The following is an 18,530-nucleotide window of genomic DNA, read 5'->3' on the forward strand; positions in this document are numbered from 1 at the left end:
AACGAGATCACGTGGTCGCATACGTGGTGGATCGGGATCCAGAATGGTAAATGATCACAGGCGTCTATGACATTGCGATATCGTTAAGCACCGGAGGCGCGGCTTTGGGATTATGCTGAGCCAATCCTTCGAGTCCGGTACCAGGACTCGAAATCCTCCCCGGACATGGGCCGGCAGAAAAAGTAGCCTTGTGCCTGCCTGCAGCCACGCGAACGCAGATAATCCAGTGCTGCGGCTGTTTCGATACCTTCGGCGACCACTTCAAGTTCCAGAGTATTTCCAAGTGCCAGCATTGAATCCGTAACGGCACGACTGCTCGTGTCCTGCTCAAGCTGGAAGATAAACGACTTATCGATTTTGATCTTATCCAACGGCAGGCGCGTCAAGTGTGCCAAGCTGGAATGCCCGGTCCCAAAATCATCCAGCAAGATGACAATGCCCAGGTCCCTTAGCCGCGTAAGGACAGAAATGGCTTCGTCAAGGTCGTACATTACCGCGGTTTCCGTGAGTTCTAACTGCAACATGGCCGGGTCGATGGCATGCTCTTTGAGGAGCTGCTCGAAGTGATCAATGAAGTCCCGATCACGGAACTCTACAGCGGACACGTTAACCGCAATGGGAATGGCAGCCAGCCCGTTGGCAGTCCATGCAATGGACTGGCGGATGGCTTCCTGAAGTACCCAGCGCCCTATGGGGTTTATAATGCCAGTGGCCTCCGCAATAGGAACGAATTGCTCCGGGCTTATCTCGTCATTACCCAGCCGCAGCAGAGCCTCGACACTAACCACCTCATGGGTATGAATGTCGATTACAGGTTGGTAGAAGAGGTGAAAAGCATGATTGTGGAGCGCCATTTTCAGCTCCTGTTCAATGCTGATCTGTCGATTGATTCCAGCGGTAAACGCCGAGGAATAGAACTGGAAATTGTCCCTGCCTCCCTGTTTAGCCTGGTACATCGCCGCATCGGCATGGCTCACCAGGGTATCGATGTCTTCGCCATCCCGGGGGAAAATGCTGATCCCGATGGAGGTTGAAACAGAGAGCGTCAACTCTTCCACCAGATATGGTTCGTTGATTTTTCGGATAATATGAAGGGCCAGGTCTCCGGCATCAGTGGCTACGCTGATATCCTGTAACAGAACCACGAACTCGTCGCCGCCCATTCGAACCACCAGGTCTTCGGCGCGCAGGCTGCGGGTAATCCTGCTGGAGATTTCCTTGAGCACCTTATCGCCTACGTCGTGTCCGTGGGTGTCATTAATAGGCTTGAAACGGTCCAGATCAAGAAACAGTACCGCAGCGCACTGCGAGGTTCGCAGATTGTGGGGCAATAAATGGGCGGCATATTCGAACAGCATGGCCCGGTTCGGCAGACCCGTTAATGGGTCATGCAATGACGCATGCCGTATTTCTTCGTCGGCCTGTTTGCGCTCGGTTATATCCCTGAAAAAAACCGCAAGCCCACCGTCAAGGGCAGGGTAAGCTCTTACTTCCAGCCATTTCTGGTTATCGTCGGGAGTTGTAAGGGAGAATTCCATTGCGGCCGGTTCTCCGGTCTCTCTGACCCGGGTATACAGCTCTTCGACCGCCGTGCCTTGCTGCTCAGGCCAAACCTCCCAAAGGTTTCTACCGATCACCTCAGGAGCGGGTTGGTGGCTGATGCGTTCCGCCTCGGCATTGAACTGGGTCATCGTCCAATCGGCGGACATTGCGGCAAAGCCTTCGGTCATGCTGTTCAGAATGTATCGGCTGTAGTCCCGCTCCCGGCGAAGCTCCGCCTGCGCACGGGCAGATTCAACAGCAGCCCAGGTCCGGTCTACCACGTCTTCAGCCAGGGCAATTTCCTTTGCGGTCCAATGGTGGACTTCCGAGTCATGAACCCCCAGCAGTACCCGTAACGAGCCGGCTTTCATGACCGGTACCGCCAGGACCGCCTTTATCCCCCTCTCCAGGTAGGCGTTTGCATAATCGGCCGAGCGTTCGTCAGCGATGACGTCGCCGAGCACAAACACCTCTCCGGCGCGAATTTGAGCCGCCACCACCGGGCCGAATTCTTCCAGCGGCAACTCGTCCCCAACCATTGAGACTGCGCCTTCACTTGTCCATCCTGGCATCACTGTTACGGTTTCGCCGGACTTTGAAACGTCCCCGTAGAATACCCGGGTCACACCCAGAAACTCGCCTAATAAGGCGGTGGCAGCAGCTGTAATCTCATCGGGGTCAGCCAGCGAACGCAGGCTGTCCGTTAATTTCAAACGAAAACTATTCCGCCGCTCGCTCTCTTTCTGGTGGTCCAGAGTTTCAGCCAGTTCACGGTTGACCCGTTCCAACTCCTCCTGGGTCAGAACCTGATCAGTGACGTCTGTGCCCTCTGCGAAGACGCCGCTGATTTTGCCGTCCGGCCCCCAGAGCGGTTGGTACACAAAGTCAAGAATGCGCTCATTTACCGGACCCCCGGGCGTCACCTGTACACCGTACTGCGCGTTGTTTGCCCTATAGGTGGTGCCGGTAGCGTATACATGGTCCAGAATATCCTCAAAGCCCTGTTCAACCGCATCCGGCAGTGCTTCCCGGATGGTTTTACCCAACACTGGCCGATGACCAATTAACTGCGCGTGGCTGGGATTGGCGATTTCGTAGCGATGCTCCGGGCCACTCAGATAAACCATGAAAGCAGAAGCATGGTTGAACATCTGGCTCAGAAGATCGCATTCGGGATTGAACACAGGCGGGGCGCATTCCTGGTCCGTGGCTTCAGTGCAGACAGAAAGAACACCGCCAATACGCCAGGAGGCAGCTTCTTCTTCTTCGAGTGGAGTAAGACTGAATGTCCAATGACCGTATTTCTGTTGGCCGTAGCGTGTATAGGGGAGTTTATAGTTGAGCTGTTTGATCGGGCCTTTGCCCCTCATAACCTGTTCAACGTCTGTGCCAATGACGGGCCAGGCCTCTTTCCATACTTCTCTTGCTGGCCGACCCAGAGCGTGGGGGTGTCGTTCGGGCCCCAGCGCCTGTCGGAAAGTATTGTTATAGAGGCACAACGCTTCCTGACCCCAGAAGATCATCATCGGTTGTTCCAGGTTAAGCATGAGGCGCACGGCCGTGCGAAGAGATTGCGGCCACTGGTGGGGTGAGCCAAGGGGGCTCGTGTGCCAATCATGGTGGCGTAACAACTCACCCATCTCGCCCCCACCTGAGAGGAATTCAAGTGCGGAGGTGGCGGTCCTGCCTGCTTTATCTGACATAATCCACTGTGGGTCTTGAGAGTAGGCTTTCAAACCAGCTTAGCACATAGAGGTTGGGGCGGATGTTTACAAATTTATAAGGATGGGGCCTCCTATAAAACTGTCTTAACGAGCTGGGGTGTGCTGGTCTAGAGATCGGTGCGGAAGGGTAATTGGTACCCCCGGCAGGATTGGTTACCTGTTTATGGGTGGTCAAGGTATTGAATAATAAGGCTCAAAACTGTGATGGCTTCTTAATGTATCACACCTTGTATCACGAGTTGTACCGCAGAATACAGCTTCAAAGGTTTGGGTCTTGACCCTCTCTACGAATGTGATCGAGCTCCTGGAGGTACTTTGTGCCAGCCGTTCTGTTTAGTTTTTTGAACTCTCGGATTTTCCCTTCCAGGCTTCTGATTCGCTTTTCTATGGATTCTCTTGTTTGGCTAGGGTCATGGAGGTCATTTCTGAGGTGGTGAAGCATTGACCTCAACAGGTGTTTCCGCTCTTTACCGGCAGTTGGGCGGCCCGAGTTAACGATGACGTTGTGCACTCTTTGTTGTCGGTTCCGGTCCATTACCTCTGTTTTCCGAGTCTTGATCTTCAAGCCGTTAGCTAAGAATACTTTCTGCGATGCCCGGACGATCTTGTTTTTCTGTGCTGAGCTCAGTCGACAGGTGGTAGACACAACGATGTCATCCACATATCGGCTGTACCTGATGCCATCCTTTTCCAATTGTTGAACTATCACTGGCTCGACTCTCCATAGAGCGAGGTTTGCCAAAAAGGATGATGTAGGAGAGCCTTGTACCAGTCCGCCTTGATACGTAGTCAGTTTGGTTAGAACATCTGATACATCTTCTGAGAACAGGAAGAGGTCTCTCCAAACGGCATACACGAGCTCTTCTCGAATAGAGGGGAAGAAGTTAGTGGCATCAATTCGGATGACCGTCCCTTGTCCTGAGTGCCTTCTAGCGTTGATAAGATAGTTGGCTTCTGCTGATCTAAGTTCCGATTCCGGTGTCCCTTCTCTTGACTTCGATAGGGAGCCGGTCAGGTATGGAGGGTAATAACAGTTCCTGAGGATGTGACTGTTGACGCGTTGCAGTATTGGTTTCAGCGGTTGCTTGAGACTGAAAATTTCCCGCACAGTCCCGTCAGGTTTGCCTTCCCGCGAATGTAGCTTATGGTAAGGCCCCGTATCGGATGCAATCTTACGAAGACATTCAATGTCCGTTTGAAGAGCAGCTTCTAATGCTTCTCCGGAGGATATCCGCTTAGCTCGGTATCTAGGCGAGAGACCTCTCGGACGAAGCCTTAATGAGTTCGCTGGTGACTTGCTTGAGCTCACTGCGAGTTTCCTTTGATAGGGATGAAAGTTCATCACCAGATGCAAGGAAAACGAGAAGGCTGGCGGGAATTCCTAGCGCTTCGGATATCTTCTCGATCGACGCCAATGTGGGTTCCCGTTCCCCCTGAATAATGAGCGTCAGGTACGAAACTGAGATTCCTGCATCTTGAGCGAGCTTGCTCTTGGTATACCCTTTGAGCACTCTACATTGTTCAATAGCTGACCCAAGGTTCATGGGTTTGGTCCTCGAAAATAGATAAGAGGTCTGGGGCGTCAATTCAAGTTCCGGAAGAATTCAGCTACCTCCGGAAGAACCTTCACAATGGAGCCAAGGCTGACTAGGCAATCGGTTATCAAAGCCTGCCTTTTCGCCTCTGAAACTTCATTGCGATGTGCTGACCGGATATTCTCAATCAGCTCATCAAGTTCATTACCGACTTGACTGCTATACCCTGGCTTCCCTTTCAGCTCTTTTTTCAAGCGCGTCAACAGCGCTTCAACACTAGTACTGCTCAGTTGATCTTTCATTGCTCTTTCTCCGGTTGCGACGCGGATGCGCCTGCTCCCGATACACAAACCAAGTCGCTATGCCGAGAAAGGACATAGAGGATGAAGGAAGCCAGAGTCCCAGACCTCTACCTAGCAGCGTTGCTGCTCCCTGCTGCTCCCCCTCGCTACGTGGCGCTCGGCACTATGGCTAAGGTCAGCGTGCGCTGTGCGGGAGAGCTTGCCGACCCCAATGGTTGCGGGTCATGACTTGGTTAAAGCAATGATCAACTGTTAAAGAGCCGCTTCCGGGCGAAACACCCGTCCACACTTTGATGATGCATAGAGTTTTGCTGAGAGTCAAGGAAAGTTTTCTGTCAGAAAAATTTGAGCCCCATCTATCATGCCGGTGTTCGCGTGATTTACCCCCCGTACCCCGTCCACGAGTCTCCAGTTGCAACGTAGGGGTCTTTCTCTGACCACATACCATACCCCGTGACCCCTAGCCTCATCTCCAGTCATATCGCTGGTACGTTTTAGGTACACCTGAACAGAACCACTGTTCCTGCCTGTTGATGATGGTTCGATAATTCTGTTGACAGACCCAAAGCGAACCGTCAATATGAAACTACTCAAACCGAACCGGAGTGGTAGCCAAGCATGTACGTCAGGGCATATCTCAGAGCATCAACCAAGGAGCAGGACGCAGAGCGGGCAAGGGAGCAGGTGGAGAGTTTCGCGCAAGAGCGGGGTCTGACCATTGCTGCCTTCTATGTTGAGAACGAATCAGGGGCCAGCCTCAAACGTCCTGAGTTGTTCCGCCTGCTAAAGGACAGTAAGCCGGGGGACATTCTCTTGGTGGAACAGGTAGACCGTCTGAGCCGTCTGAACGCTGAGGACTGGGACAGCCTGAAGCGGATGATCACAGACCGTGGTGTCCGTGTGGTGGCCCTAGACCTCCCGACGTCTTGGATGATGATGAGGTCAGACGACGAGCTAACAGCCAGGATGATGGATGCCTTGAATAGCATGATGCTGGATATGCTGGCGGCGATTGCACGGAAGGACTTTGCAGACAGGCGTAGGCGTCAGGCTCAGGGCATCAAGAAGGCCAAGGCTGAGGGGAAGTATAGGGGCCGTCCTGCTGACAGTGAGAGGCACCAAGTCATTGCTGAGATGATCGACAAAGGGATGAGTTGGTCGCAGGTAACCAAGGCTACTGGGGCGTCACGGTCTACCATCTCCCGAGTGCTGAATGATCGCAGGGTAACGATTACGGAATGACGAAGTTACGTTGTGGGTCTGATGTCCTCCCCCCGGTCTTTTTGATGGGCTGGAGGGCATGCTGAGGCGTAACTATCAGGGTTCCTCCGGCTCTCTGTGGGCTGTTTCGTGTCCAGGGTGACCTTCTTATAATTCGGCTTCAGTAGGTGCTGTGGGCTCTCTGAGGAGGTCTGCAAGCGTAGGCGCTCCATGTTCTCAGGGACTCTGGTCTGACTCACAATTGATCAATATATCTACAGTTCTTGTTGGGAAATGACCCTCTGAAGGCCTTCTGCCGCAAGGGCTGAATAATGTCGTACCTAAGGGGAAGCCCAGAGATCATAACTATAAGTTAGGCATCTCGTTCCCTGACCACTAGTTCCGTTACCTCTCCTTCCTCATACCTATAGTCTAACTCGTGGTTAGACCCCTGGTTCCAGCTTGGAGTCAAACTACGGGCCCGTGTCTGTGGTGTTCTCCAAGTCAGTCAGAGGATGTGTTCACGAGCCTTTGCCTATGGCTGAGTAGAACCATTGAGGTCATCAGCAGTACCAGTTCAGTGACCCCTGGTGATAACTCTGGGTGTGACCCTGAGGCAGCGATCAGAACGACTGTATGCCCTTGCTCAGTGTCTTGAGCCAGAGCCCTTGTAAGTTCCTGACCTCATGAGAGGAGCAGAACCAGTTAACTATCATCTTGGTCTCAAGCCAAGCGCCCCACCTCTTGCCATACTTTCAGCCCAACTCTCGGTTAACCCCGTAGGTTGGGCTTTTTTTCTGACTCAGGGGTGAACTGCCGGTTGTGAGGTCTCCGACTGGAATAACGACTTTCAATAGGTCACCCTGCTTTCGCTTCAACATGCGACCTATGCCGTAGGTGTCATCCATATCCCCAGCGCCATGACCCTGAATCTCATCCCGTATGTCCTTGGTCACGTCAGCGTTACGTAGCCTGTCCTTCATCGCATGCCGGAAACTGTGGGAAGTGAGTCCCCACGGTCTCAAGCGTTTGTTCACGGCTGCCGACGCTGAGTCATTGCCCCTTGGTTTGGCATAGTTGGGAAACAACCACTCATGCTTACCACGGTGAGACGCTATGGCCTGCCTTGCTGCATGGAGAGCAACCCCGACAAGTGGAACAAAACGCGGCCTACAGTCGTTCTTGAGTGTCCGCCACTCGTTATCCTTGAGGTCGATGTGAGGTGTCTCATGGTCAAGCACAACGTCCGCCAGCTTGAGGCCTGAGATTTCGCCTACTGACGCGCCAGTCTCCAGTTGCATCAAAATTATGAGAGCAGTGGGTGAGGGGTCATCCAAGAACTTTACGACAATCTCCCTCAGTTCCGTATCACTGGGAACCTTCTTGTCCTTTGCGTCTTTGCCTTCGTTCTGGATGCTGACCGAGCGGAATGGGTTAGACCTGTTCGCCTCAGTCTCGGTAATGCACGTTTGGGCAATAGCCCTAAGCTGATTCAGTTCACGCCTGACGGTTCCTGTCGCCATGCCGTCTGCCAGCCTATGATCAATGTAAGACCTGACGTGCGAGCGTTTGAGGTCAGCGAAGGATATATCACCAGTGACCCCGACGAACTGGCTCCAGTAGCGACGACACCGCTCGATAAACTGAGGGTCATTGCCCTTCGTGTGGTGCTGCTCGTAGTAGGTGAAGACCCCTGATAACCGTAGTTCCTGTGGATTCTGTAACCGCTTCAGGGTCTCTTGTTCAACAGGGGTCAGAAACTCTTCGACAGGTGCATGCTCGTAGGTTTCCCAGCATTGGCCGGCGTATGCCTGCCTTTTGGGTTCAGCCACCGCATCAACGAAGGAATCGGGGTCCTGGTAACGCTCAGCCATGCGGGAGGCCGCTTCTATGGTCTCACTAGGGGTCAGGCTCCTGTCCTGACTGAGTGCCGCGAACTCGGCCTTGTACGTCCGAGCCAGTCGTTCAGCTTTACGCATGGCTTCCAGTTCGTCTGAGGTCCTCAACGACTTGCGTAGGCTCTGCCTGCCGTAGTGAGACACCAGTTCAGTGGGGATGCGCATGACAAACTGCCAGACGTTGCCACGCTTCTGAAGGTAATTGGTTTTGATGGACAAGGCATAACCCAACTTCACTATCACTGCATACCGCTCCTACAATGGGAACCGGCAATCTACGGCTGATGTATCACGCCGTGTTGCCACTTTGTATCACAGTGAGCCTATGGAATATCGTTCAAGACCTTGAAAAAGCAGGGTTTCTCGCGAAACTTTGGTACCCCCGGCAGGACTCGAACCTGCTACCTTCCCCTTAGGAGGGGGACGCTCTATCCAGATGAGCTACGGGGGCATCTCTGCAAGAAGGGCGGTATGATAGCGGCCTGAAGCCTGCGGCTCAAGGTGTGTTGCGGATTCGTCTTTTCCGGGGGGTGTTTTGTCTGAATCGCTTTCGCTGAGTGTCATTGTGCCTGTATGGCGCGAGGCCGCTTCCATTCAGTCGTTTCTGCAATCCCTGCAGCAGGTGCGCGCCGCGGGGCATGAAGTGATTGTTGTGGATGCGGGCAGTGACGATGGCACTACGGATCTGGCTGGGCCCTGGTGCGATCAGGTGCTGACCGGGGGCAAAGGCCGGGCCTTGCAGATGAATGCGGGGGCGGAGGCGGCGCGGGGCAATGTGCTGTTGTTTCTGCATGCCGACACTCTGTTGCCGGATACCGCGATTGATCACCTTGAGCGCTTTGTCGATAGCCCGGAACAATGGGGGCGTTTCGATGTACGCCTTAGTGGCCAGCGTGCGATTTTCCGGGTGGTGGCCTGGTTTATGAACCGGCGCAGCCGGCTGACGGGGATTGCCACGGGCGATCAGGCGATGTTTGTTCGTACCTCGGTGTTCCGGGCGCTGCAGGGGTTCGCTCTGATTCCGCTGATGGAAGACGTGGAATTGAGCAAACGGCTTTGCGGCCTTTCACGGCCCTATTGTGTCGGCGATCCGGTTATTACGGATAGTCGGCGGTGGGAGCAGGGGGGTGCCTGGCGCACCATTTTTCTGATGTGGAGGTTGCGCTGGCGGTACTGGCGGGGGGAGTCCCCGGAGTCCCTGGTGGCAGCCTATCGGGCGGATGTACGACATGCAGATAGTTGATCCGGATTCGGTTCTGGTCATGCAGTTTGCCAAGTGGCCGGAGGCGGGCCGGGTTAAAACCCGCCTGATGCCGGAGCTTGGCGCGGAAGGAGCGATGAACGCCCATGTGCGGCTCAGCCTTGCCGTGCTTGAGAACCTGGTTGCCAGTGGTTATGACGTCCGGTTTTTGTGGGACCGGCCGCTGGATACCATTCCTGACGCTGCCTCGCCCATTAATGAACGGCTTGAATACTATGGCGTGGGCTGCGACTGGCAGCAGGGTGATGTTCTGGGCGAGCGCATGACCCTGGCGCTGGACACAGGTCTTCAGAAGGCGAGCAAGGCAGTGATTGTGGGCAGCGATTGCCCGTCGGTGGATGCCGAATATGTCCGCCTGGCGGTTGCCGCGCTGGACGAGGTAGATGTGGTGCTGGGGCCGTCGGACGATGGCGGCTATGTATTGATCGGTGCCCGCATAATTGTTCCGGATATGCTGGCCGGAGTGGCCTGGGGTACCGAGAACGCGCTGGAGCAGACGTGCGATCGGCTCACCCGGGCCGGGCTGACCTTCGCTCTGCTTCCGGAAAAATGGGATGTGGATGAGCCTGAAGACTGGCGCCGGTTTATTGGCCAGTCTTCAGGCTGAAGGCTGAGTTGCTTCAGGCCCCGGGTACGCTCGGTCGTTGAACCAGTTGTTCAATGGCGCTGGTGTTGTCAGCGGCATCATCAACAGTGAACACGCGCAGGGCTTTTTGCCGTTCAATCACCTGATTTTCCAGGGTTTCGATCAGGGTTTCAAGGTTTACGCCGTTAATGGCCTCCGCCAATTTTTCCCGTGAGTCAAAGTCGGTCTCGCCGCGGTCGATCTCGCGCCAGTAACGCTCCGATATCTCGCCCAGGCGGCGGTCCTGTTCCATCAACTTGCTGAGGACCGCCTGTTTCTCCCGTTGCAGATCCTGTTCAGACATTTCTGACAGGGTACCCTTGAAGGTTTTCGAGAACTCTCGCACTGCCTTGTCGATCTGCTCACTGCTGGCTTCCGGAGACTGCACCACGAAGCCCAGTGCCGGAGTTTCGAGCATTTCGAACGGCGTTGCGTAGACGATGTAGCCAAGCTGGCGGTTGGTGCGAAGTTCTTCGTAGAAGGGGCTGCTGATAATCTGGCCCAGCAGGCGGAAGGCAGCCCGTTCCTCGAAGCTGGTATTGTCGCCCTGTACATAAAGGGTGTAACCAGTATCCGGGTGGTCCACCTCCAGTGGCAGTGCTGTCTCGTCTTCCGGCAGCGACCGTACGCTGCTACGCTCCACGGTTACCAGTTCACTCTCATCCAGCACCATGGCGTGAACCCGTTTGGTGAGGTTGAGTGCCGAGGCGTAGCTCATGTTGCCGTGGGTGAGCAGAACCGGGTCAACCTGGGCCAGGAAGGCATCGGCAAAGGATCTGAGCTCATCCAGGGTGACTTCCCGGGCCGCCCGGAGTTTTTCTTCCGTGCTCCAGGCGCCTTCGATCAGCAGGGTCTGGATGAATTCGGACGTCTGTTGAACCGGGCGTTCCTTGGCCTTGTTCAGCAGTCGGTCGATCATTTTCTGACGGGCAATGTTGAACCGTTGCTCGGTCAGTTCCGGCTCCGCCACCTGGGTCAACAGGCGTGCCATCAGTGTGTGCAGTTTGTCGCTGTAACCGCCAACCCGGATGGTGATGCCGCGAAGGTGGGGATAGATGCTGTAGTCCAGCCCGGCCAACTGTGCGGGGTAGGCCCAGGCGTTCACGTTGGTGTTGATGGCGTCCACCAGAAGGGTGGAAAGCACATTGCTGCGGGCAGACGCCAGGGTGGCCGGGGTGCGCAGGCTCAGATAAACATTGGCCTTGGGGGTTTCAAAGCGGGTATCCCTGGCGTACCACACCTCCATGCCGCTGATGGTTCCCATGGAAACCGGCTTGTCCATGGTTGGGCCGGAGATCATCCCCAGTTCCTCGGGGATAAACGGGTTCTCAAGGGGCAGTGCCAGGCTCGCTACCAAAGGGTTCTCATCAGCTGTTCTGACGGCACTGGTATCGAGTGGCTTGATTTTGAAGGCGGTGTCGTACCACTGGGTCAGGCTGGGGTTCTCGATGTCTGGCTCAGGTTCCAGCACCGAAACCAGCACATTATCCGGCGTAAGACGCGCCAGGATGGCCTGGTACTGGTCCGGTGCGTAATCCTCCATCATCCAGGGCGCCTGCAGGACATCCTCCGGTGCCACGTGCCGCATTTGCCGCGACAGGTGCATGACCTCCTGAACCGGCTGGTTTTTTTCCCGGAACCGGAAATCGATTTGTGCCAGCTGTTTCATTTCTTCAAAACGATGCCGGGCAATGCCCTCGTTTCGCACCTTGTCGATGTAGGCAAAGGTGAGTTCAAGGATCTTCTCCTGCTCTTCAAGCCCTTCCGGCGTCAGCGACATGTTCAGTTCCAGCGTGGCTTCTTCACCGGTATCCATGCCGCCACCCGCAGACAGACTTTCCACAAGTCCGGCCCGTTTCAGTACGTCGAACAGGCTTCCCGGCCCTTCATGGCCGAGCAGGCTGGCGACGTAGTTGGCAGGTTTGTCGCGGTAGTTTTCCTCTTGAGAAGGAATCGGGAACGTCAGCGTCAGGCTGCGTATGTCCTTGAGGGCATCCACCGTTACTTTGGCTGGCAGTCTGTCCGGGCTGAACAGTGGCTCATCATGAACCTCCGCCGTCAGGTTGCGGTTTTCAATGCGGTCGAACCGCCCCCGCACCATGGCTTCCAGTTCATCCAGCGATTGCGGGCCATAAACCGCCAGTGTCATCAGGTTGGACGAGTAGTGCTGCTTCCAGAAATCAATCAGGTCTGGGCGCAGGGGGCGCTCATCGGTGTTTTCCAGGGTGGTCAGGTTGCCCACGGCAAACTGGTTGAAGGCATGTTCCGGGTTACTGATGGCCTTCTTTACGGAGTAGAAACGGCGGCCGTCTTCCTTCTGTTTGGCACTGAACTCGGAGTGCACGGCCCGGCGTTCACGGTCGACCAGCTCCGGTGTGAATAGCGGGGCGGAGAACTGTTCGGCGAAGCGGTCCAGGGCGTCATCCAGGTGTTCGGCCTGAACATCGAAGAAATAGTTGGTGTCCTGGAACGCGGTAAAGGCGTTATGGCTGCCGCCGTGGCTCTTGATGAACTGCTGGTACTCTCCCGGGTCGGGGTATTTTTCCGTGCCCAGGAACAACATGTGCTCAAGGAAGTGGGAGAGGCCTTCCCGGTCGGCGGGGTCATCGCCGCTGCCGACGGCTACGTTCATGGAAGCCGCCGCCTTGTCAGATTCTGGCGCGGATATCAGCAGCACCCGAAGCTGGTTTTCCAGCTCGACGTAGCGGTATTGGTTGTCGTCGTTCGGGCTTTTGACGGGGGAGGTGTTGGCCAGTACCGCTGAGCTGAAGGCAAGAAGAAGTACCAGAATAAAGCCTTTCTTCAGGCCAGGGAAACCGTGGGCAAATCCATGAATGCCTGGGCGCATAGTGCCTCTCATCGTCGGTGAATGGTCAGTGAATCAGTTCGTTGCGAGTGCTTTCCGGTTGTTGATCCAGCGTCTTTTTCGCCAGGCTGGCGGCGGCGTCTGCATCAAGCTGGCCGGAGGCGATGCGTTCGAGCACGGTCCCCATCACCGCCACAGACCGGCGATAGTCTGCGAACTCGGCCTGGAAAGCGTGGTCTATGGCCTGGTAGACGGCCTGGATTTTCTCTTCTCTGGTACCGGCGTCCGCGGCTGTATCGTTGATGGCCTTCAGGCAGGCGCGGGCGATGGCAATGTAACGTTCAGCGTTGGGATCGTCTTGGTTCATAGTCGGGATTCCGAAAACCGGGATGTTAGGACAGAAGCTGTCATGAATGGTTCCGATTATGTCATTGCTCCTGACAGGTTTCATTTCTTCTCTGTAATGGTAGGGATTTGCGGGCAGGCTGCACACCATGTGCTAGTCTCAATTTCAGTATGTCGGGCAATCGAACAGGTCAGGGCCTGCTTCCATGCCGGTACTAGAGTAATAGCTCTAAATAAAACAAAGGGTTAAAGAGTAATTGCTCTAAAAAAGTTGGATACATGAGAGTTGCAATTAAGTACAATGCCGGCGTTCCGGGAGCGTATAAGACTTTGGTCTAATACCTCGCTGGCGACTAAGGGACAGACAACAAATGAGCAACAAGCAGGGTGGACAATCAATGAATTACTTTCTGACGGGTGGCACCGGATTCATCGGCCGTTTTCTCGTTGAAAAACTGCTGGCTCGTGGCGGCACAGTACACGTACTGGTGCGCGAGCAATCACAGGACAAACTGGCCCAGCTCAGGGAGCGTTGGGGCGCCGATGAGTCCCGGGTGAAGGCAGTGATCGGCGACCTTACCAGCCCCGACCTGGGCATTGACGCCAAGACGATGAAATCGCTCAAGGGTAACATTGATCATTTCTTTCACCTTGCTGCGGTTTACGACATGGGGGCCGACGAAAAGGCCCAGCAGGCGACCAACATCGAGGGCACGCTCAGCGCAGTACAGGCGGCAGAAGCCATGGAAGCCGGTTGTTTCCATCACGTGTCCTCCATCGCCGCAGCTGGCATGTTCAAGGGCACGTTCCGTGAGGACATGTTCGAGGAAGCAGAAAAGCTGGATCATCCTTACCTGCTGACCAAGCACGAGTCAGAAAAGGTCGTTCGCCAGAGCTGCAAGGTACCGTTCCGGATCTATCGACCGGGTATGGTCATCGGTCACTCAAAAACCGGTGAGATGGACAAGGTCGACGGCCCCTATTACTTCTTCAAGATGATCCAGAAAATCCGCCGAGCGCTGCCTCAGTGGGTGCCGACCATCGGTATTGAGGGCGGTCGCCTGAACATTGTTCCGGTGGATTTTGTGGTGAATGCCATGGATCACATCGCGCATCTGGAAGGCGAGGACGGCAACTGTTTCCACCTGGTGGATTCCGATCCCTACAAGGTGGGCGAGATTCTCAATATCTTCTCCGAGGCCGGTCACGCGCCCCGCATGGCCATGCGTCTGGATTCCCGGATCTTCGGATTTGTTCCTCCGTTCATCCGCCAGAGCCTGAAAAACCTGCCTCCGGTGAAGCGTCTGACAACTGCGGTACTGGACGACATGGGCATTCCGCCGTCAGTGCTGTCGTTCATCAATTACCCCACGAAGTTTGATGCCCGTGAAACCGAGCGGGTTCTGAAGGGTACCGGCATCGAAGTGCCACGCCTTGATAGCTACTCTGCCGTGATCTGGGATTACTGGGAGCGTAACCTGGACCCCGACCTGTTCAAGGACCGCACCCTGCGCGGCACCGTTGAAGGCAAGGTCTGTGTGATCACCGGTGGTACGTCCGGCATTGGACTGGCGACAGCAGAAAAGCTCGCAGATGCCGGTGCGATTCTGATCATCGGTGCCCGCAAGAAAGAACGCCTGATGGAAGTCGCTGCGCAACTCGAGGCTCGAGGCGGTAACGTCCATGCCTACCAGTGCGATTTTGCCGAGATGGAAGACTGCGACCGGTTTGTGAAAACGGTGCTGGATAACCATGGCCATGTGGACGTGCTGGTGAACAACGCCGGCCGTTCAATCCGCCGCTCACTGGCGCTGTCGTTCGATCGTTTTCATGATTTCGAGCGTACCATGCAGCTGAACTATTTCGGCTCGGTTCGCCTGATCATGGGCTTTGCGCCGGCCATGCTGGAGCGCCACCGCGGTCACGTGATCAATATTTCCTCCATTGGTGTGTTGACCAATGCGCCGCGGTTTTCGGCCTATGTGGCCTCCAAGTCGGCACTGGATGCGTTCAGTCGCTGTGCGGCTGCGGAGTGGTCGGATCGCAACGTCACCTTTACCACCATCAATATGCCGCTGGTAAAGACACCGATGATTGCGCCTACCAAGATCTACGATTCCGTGCCCACGCTGACGCCGGACGAAGCCGCCGACATGGTGGTGGATGCCATTGTCTACCGGCCCAAGCGCATTGCCACGCGGCTGGGCATCTTTGCCCAGGTGCTGCAGGCGCTGGCGCCGAAGATGGGCGAGATCGTGATGAACACCGGTTACCGTATGTTCCCGGATTCTCCGGCCGCTGCTGGCAGCCGCTCGGGTGAGAGGCCGAAGGTCTCATCTGAACAGGTGGCCTTCGCCGCGATCATGCGGGGTATTTACTGGTAAGACTTACCCTGAAAACAAAAACCCCGCTTCCAGGGAAGCGGGGTTTTTTTGTGGCCGTTATTCCGGTTCGTCCGGAACAGGCGGCGGTGGGAAGCCGCCAATTTCCCGCCAGCGGTTCACGATGCCGCAGAACAGGTCGGCGGTCTTCTCTGCGTCATACGCGGCAGAATGGGCTTCCTTGTTACTGAAGGGAATGCCCGCCAGCTTGCACGCCTGCGCCAGTACGGTGTGGCCGTAGGCAAGCCCAGCCAGGGTTGCGGTATCAAACGTGGAGAAGGGGTGGAACGGGTTGCGGCGGATATCCGCGCGCAGGGCAGCGGCGAACACGAAATTGTGATCAAAGGTGGCGTTATGACCTACCAGCACGGCCCGCTTGCAGTCGTGGGCTTTGACCGCCTTGCGAATCGGCCCGAAAATCTCGCTCAGGCCCTCGCGCTCGGGCACCGCTTCCCGCTCGGGGCTCCAGGGGTCAATGCCGGTGAAATCGAGGGCTGACTGTTCCAGGTTGGCGCCTTCAAACGGATCAATCTGCTGCAGGTGGGTTTCTCCACGTACCAGCCAGCCGTCTTCGTCCATGGTGAGTATAACAGCGGCAATTTCCAGCAGGGCATCCCGCTCGGGATTGAATCCGCCCGTTTCCACATCCACCACTACAGGCAGGAATCCGCGAAAGCGGCGGGACATGGGGTGGCGTTCTTTGTTTTCGTCAGTCACTTGAACTCCCGGAGTTTCTGGCCAGCTCCACCGGCCTGGTATAGGAACAGGTGTTGAATCAGTTCTGGGCGAGGCGCCATCTCAGGCTTTCACCTGCTTTCAGCGGGACAATGGTGCCATCTGCCAGGGGCAGCTCAGCGGGCATGTCCCAGTTTTCCCGCACCAGGGTTATGGTGTCGGTGTTTCGTGGCAGCCCGTAAAAATCGGCGCCGTTGAAACTGGCAAAGGCCTCCAGTTTGTCGAGAATGCCAAGGTCTTCGAAGACTTCCGCGTACAATGCAATGGCGCTGTAGGCGGAATAGCAACCAGCACAGCCGCAGGCGGTTTCTTTCCGGTCCTTTGAATGCGGTGCCGAGTCGGTACCCAGGAAGAAGCGCCGGTCGCCGCTGACGACCGCATCCAGCAGTGCCTGTTGGTGCCGGTTACGTTTGAGAATCGGCAGGCAGTACAGGTGAGGGCGAATGCCGCCGACCAGCATATGGTTGCGGTTGTACATCAGGTGCTGGGGGGTGATGGTGGCACCCAGGTTGTCGCCCTCGTGATTGCGGACGAACTCGGCCGAGTCTGCTGTGGTGATATGCTCAAGAACAACCCGCAGCGAAGGAAAGGCTTCAAGTGTCGGCGCCAATACCCGCTTCAGGAAAATCTTCTCCCGGTCAAAGATATCGATGTCCTGATCAGTCACTTCACCGTGGACCAGCAACAACATGCCACAATCCTTCATGGCTTCCAGTACCGGGTAGATATTGCGGATATCAGTAACACCGGAATCGGAATTGGTGGTGGCGCCGGCAGGGTAGAGCTTTGCGGCAACCACCCCCGCCGCTTTGGCGTCGCGGATCTGGTCCGGTGTGGTGGTCTCTGTCAGGTACAGCGTCATCAGTGGGTCAAAGTCATAGCCCCTTGCGGCGTCCAGAATCCTGTCGCGGTAGGCCATGGCCTGTTCCGCATCGGTTACAGGTGGCACCAGGTTGGGCATGATGATGGCGCGGCGAAAGCAGCGGGCCGTGGCTGGCACTACGTCCTTGAGAATGTCTCCGTCCCGTACGTGAAGATGCCAGTCATCCGGGCGGGTAATGGTGATCTGATTGGTCATTGACGGTTTCCGGCTTGCCGGGGCGTTTGGTATGGGGCCCCTGAAAAATTCTGGCGGAATTATATCAGAAGCCGTCATCGATTGTTTCAGGCCAGAACCCTAAAGAATGCTTTGTGGCGGCCGTTAAGTAACCAGTGAACTTTCTTTGACGGACTGATGGTATGGCACGAATTCCAGCCTTCCTGCGTAGTGCAGTGATCTCCAGTGCATGCTGCTTACTGGCTGCCGCCAATGCGGCCCAGGCCGCCACCTATGGTGCCGGTATCGAGAACAGCCAGTGGTACCTGTCGGAGTCTGTCTTCGAATGCACCCTGGTGCATCAGGTGCCGGGTTACGGCCGTGCCATATTCCGTCATCGGGCCGGCGAATCCCTGTCCTTTTTCCTGGAGTCGGAAACTCCGGTGATGCGCCCTGGCCGGGGCCTGCTGGTTGTAGAGGCTCCATCCTGGCGTCCGGGAATAGCACCCCGCTCCCTGGGACGGGTAAACATAGACGACGGTCGTCGCCCTGTGTCACTGGATTCACGCCAGGCCATGAACATGGTTCAGGGCCTGCTGGAAGGGATGGACCCAACGGTGACCCGGGAGTCCTGGTATGACGGCAGCCCGGTTCGTGTGAAGGTCTCAAACATCAACTTTGCTGGCCAGTTTTCCGGCTACCGTTCCTGTACGTCCGGTTTGCTGCCGGTGAACTATGACCAGATCAAGCGTTCCCGTATTCCGTTTTCAGCCGGCAGCACCAGTCTTTCCGGGGCCGACAGGCAGCTGCTGGATAACATAGTGGCTTACGTTCAGGCAGATTCCACGGTGGAACGGATTTTCGTGGACGGGCACACGGACAGCAGCGGCAGCCGTATCAATAACCGGGCACTGTCCGAAGAACGGGCCAATGTGGTGGCGGATTACCTGATCGGGGAGGGTGTTGATACCAATATGGTGACGGTCAGGGCCCATGCGGACCAGTACCAGGTGTCAGGCCGCCCGGCGGATAACCGACGCACCACCATCCGCCTGCAGCGGGAAGGCGAACGGCCGGATCTGCAGCAGGCCAATGGCTATGATGCCGCAACACCCAATACCTGACCTCTGGCACCTGAGG

14 protein-coding genes and 1 tRNA gene are annotated in these 18,530 nt (G+C 56.0%); 5 read left to right on the forward strand and 10 right to left on the reverse strand.

Features of this window, described 5'->3' with window-relative positions; translation table 11 throughout:
• Nucleotides 1–110 precede the first annotated feature (110 nt).
• The 4 genes from QPL94_RS15635 to QPL94_RS15645 form a co-directional block, all read right to left on the reverse strand.
• Nucleotides 111–3,068 carry an EAL domain-containing protein gene (locus QPL94_RS15635; RefSeq protein WP_285358629.1) on the reverse strand — a complete coding sequence of 986 codons (2,958 nt, stop codon included), beginning with the start codon at nt 3,066–3,068 and terminating at the stop codon, nt 111–113.
• A 457-nt stretch (nt 3,069–3,525) separates the two neighbouring features.
• Complete coding sequence (locus QPL94_RS15640) at nt 3,526–4,575, reverse strand: reverse transcriptase family protein (RefSeq protein ID WP_285358631.1); 1,050 nt, start codon at nt 4,573–4,575, stop codon at nt 3,526–3,528.
• Nucleotides 4,514–4,810: a helix-turn-helix domain-containing protein gene (locus QPL94_RS21400; RefSeq protein ID WP_350310640.1), complete on the reverse strand. Its 297-nt coding sequence runs from the start codon at nt 4,808–4,810 to the stop codon at nt 4,514–4,516. Before QPL94_RS21400 ends, QPL94_RS15640 begins: the two co-directional genes overlap by 62 nt.
• 38 nt (nt 4,811–4,848) lie before the next feature.
• Complete coding sequence (locus tag QPL94_RS15645) at nt 4,849–5,103, reverse strand: hypothetical protein (RefSeq protein WP_285358633.1); 255 nt, start codon at nt 5,101–5,103, stop codon at nt 4,849–4,851.
• 618 nt (nt 5,104–5,721) lie between these two features.
• Between QPL94_RS15645 and QPL94_RS15650 the strand changes: the two genes are divergently transcribed.
• Nucleotides 5,722–6,345 (forward strand): recombinase family protein, encoded by a 624-nt coding sequence (locus QPL94_RS15650; RefSeq protein WP_285358635.1) that lies wholly within the window; start codon nt 5,722–5,724, stop codon nt 6,343–6,345.
• Nucleotides 6,346–7,058: 713 nt separating this feature from the next.
• On the opposite strand, the gene QPL94_RS15655 is transcribed toward QPL94_RS15650, so the two are convergent.
• Both QPL94_RS15655 and QPL94_RS15660 read right to left on the reverse strand, forming a co-directional pair.
• Nucleotides 7,059–8,444: a DUF6538 domain-containing protein gene (locus tag QPL94_RS15655; protein ID WP_285358636.1), complete on the reverse strand. Its 1,386-nt coding sequence runs from the start codon at nt 8,442–8,444 to the stop codon at nt 7,059–7,061.
• Between the two features lie 131 nt (nt 8,445–8,575).
• Nucleotides 8,576–8,652, reverse strand: a tRNA-Arg gene (locus QPL94_RS15660).
• An 84-nt stretch (nt 8,653–8,736) separates the two neighbouring features.
• On the opposite strand from QPL94_RS15660, the gene QPL94_RS15665 reads away from it, so the two are divergent.
• Together QPL94_RS15665 and QPL94_RS15670 are read left to right on the forward strand one after the other, a co-directional pair.
• Nucleotides 8,737–9,444, forward strand: coding sequence for a TIGR04283 family arsenosugar biosynthesis glycosyltransferase (locus QPL94_RS15665; RefSeq protein WP_285358638.1), 708 nt, complete (start codon nt 8,737–8,739; stop codon nt 9,442–9,444).
• Complete coding sequence (locus tag QPL94_RS15670; RefSeq protein WP_285358639.1) at nt 9,431–10,069, forward strand: TIGR04282 family arsenosugar biosynthesis glycosyltransferase; 639 nt, start codon at nt 9,431–9,433, stop codon at nt 10,067–10,069. The genes QPL94_RS15665 and QPL94_RS15670 overlap by 14 nt, the downstream gene beginning before the upstream one ends.
• Nucleotides 10,070–10,082: 13 nt before the next feature.
• Here the strand turns inward: QPL94_RS15670 and QPL94_RS15675 are convergent, their stop codons facing one another.
• Together QPL94_RS15675 and QPL94_RS15680 are read right to left on the reverse strand one after the other, a co-directional pair.
• Nucleotides 10,083–12,935, reverse strand: coding sequence for an insulinase family protein (locus QPL94_RS15675; RefSeq protein ID WP_285358641.1), 2,853 nt, complete (start codon nt 12,933–12,935; stop codon nt 10,083–10,085).
• 25 nt (nt 12,936–12,960) lie between these two features.
• Complete coding sequence (locus tag QPL94_RS15680; protein ID WP_285358642.1) at nt 12,961–13,260, reverse strand: hypothetical protein; 300 nt, start codon at nt 13,258–13,260, stop codon at nt 12,961–12,963.
• A 376-nt stretch (nt 13,261–13,636) separates the two neighbouring features.
• Here QPL94_RS15680 and QPL94_RS15685 point away from each other — a divergent pair, with 376 nt between their 5' ends.
• Nucleotides 13,637–15,622, forward strand: coding sequence for an SDR family oxidoreductase (locus QPL94_RS15685; RefSeq protein ID WP_350310642.1), 1,986 nt, complete (start codon nt 13,637–13,639; stop codon nt 15,620–15,622).
• Between the two features lie 57 nt (nt 15,623–15,679).
• Here QPL94_RS15685 and rnt read toward each other — a convergent pair whose 3' ends face one another.
• Both rnt and pyrC read right to left on the reverse strand, forming a co-directional pair.
• Nucleotides 15,680–16,336 (reverse strand): ribonuclease T, encoded by a 657-nt coding sequence (gene rnt, locus QPL94_RS15690; protein ID WP_285358645.1) that lies wholly within the window; start codon nt 16,334–16,336, stop codon nt 15,680–15,682.
• A 58-nt stretch (nt 16,337–16,394) separates the two neighbouring features.
• Nucleotides 16,395–17,432 (reverse strand): dihydroorotase, encoded by a 1,038-nt coding sequence (gene pyrC, locus QPL94_RS15695; RefSeq protein ID WP_285358646.1) that lies wholly within the window; start codon nt 17,430–17,432, stop codon nt 16,395–16,397.
• 161 nt (nt 17,433–17,593) lie between these two features.
• Between pyrC and QPL94_RS15700 the strand changes: the two genes are divergently transcribed.
• The gene (locus QPL94_RS15700; protein WP_285358647.1) at nt 17,594–18,514 is read left to right on the forward strand and encodes a flagellar protein MotY; all 921 of its coding nucleotides are present in this window, start codon (nt 17,594–17,596) and stop codon (nt 18,512–18,514) included.
• Nucleotides 18,515–18,530: the final 16 nt, after the last annotated feature.

Origin of the sequence: Marinobacter sp. SS13-12 (assembly GCF_030227115.1) — a bacterium.
GTDB lineage: Bacteria > Pseudomonadota > Gammaproteobacteria > Pseudomonadales > Oleiphilaceae > Marinobacter.

Bases quoted from the DNA above. Each gene is read 5' to 3' on its own strand.
- QPL94_RS15670 (WP_285358639.1), top strand. From the start codon at position 9,431: ATGCAGATAGTTGATCCGGATTCGGTTCTGGTCATGCAGTTTGCCAAG.
- QPL94_RS15645 (WP_285358633.1), bottom strand. From the start codon at position 5,103: ATGAAAGATCAACTGAGCAGTACTAGTGTTGAAGCGCTGTTGACGCGC.
- QPL94_RS15680 (WP_285358642.1), bottom strand. From the start codon at position 13,260: ATGAACCAAGACGATCCCAACGCTGAACGTTACATTGCCATCGCCCGC.
- QPL94_RS15635 (WP_285358629.1), bottom strand. From the start codon at position 3,068: ATGATGATCTTCTGGGGTCAGGAAGCGTTGTGCCTCTATAACAATACT.
- QPL94_RS21400 (WP_350310640.1), bottom strand. From the start codon at position 4,810: ATGAACCTTGGGTCAGCTATTGAACAATGTAGAGTGCTCAAAGGGTAT.
- pyrC (WP_285358646.1), bottom strand. From the start codon at position 17,432: ATGACCAATCAGATCACCATTACCCGCCCGGATGACTGGCATCTTCAC.
- QPL94_RS15685 (WP_350310642.1), top strand. From the start codon at position 13,637: ATGAATTACTTTCTGACGGGTGGCACCGGATTCATCGGCCGTTTTCTC.
- QPL94_RS15650 (WP_285358635.1), top strand. From the start codon at position 5,722: ATGTACGTCAGGGCATATCTCAGAGCATCAACCAAGGAGCAGGACGCA.
- QPL94_RS15675 (WP_285358641.1), bottom strand. From the start codon at position 12,935: ATGCGCCCAGGCATTCATGGATTTGCCCACGGTTTCCCTGGCCTGAAG.
- QPL94_RS15700 (WP_285358647.1), top strand. From the start codon at position 17,594: ATGGCACGAATTCCAGCCTTCCTGCGTAGTGCAGTGATCTCCAGTGCA.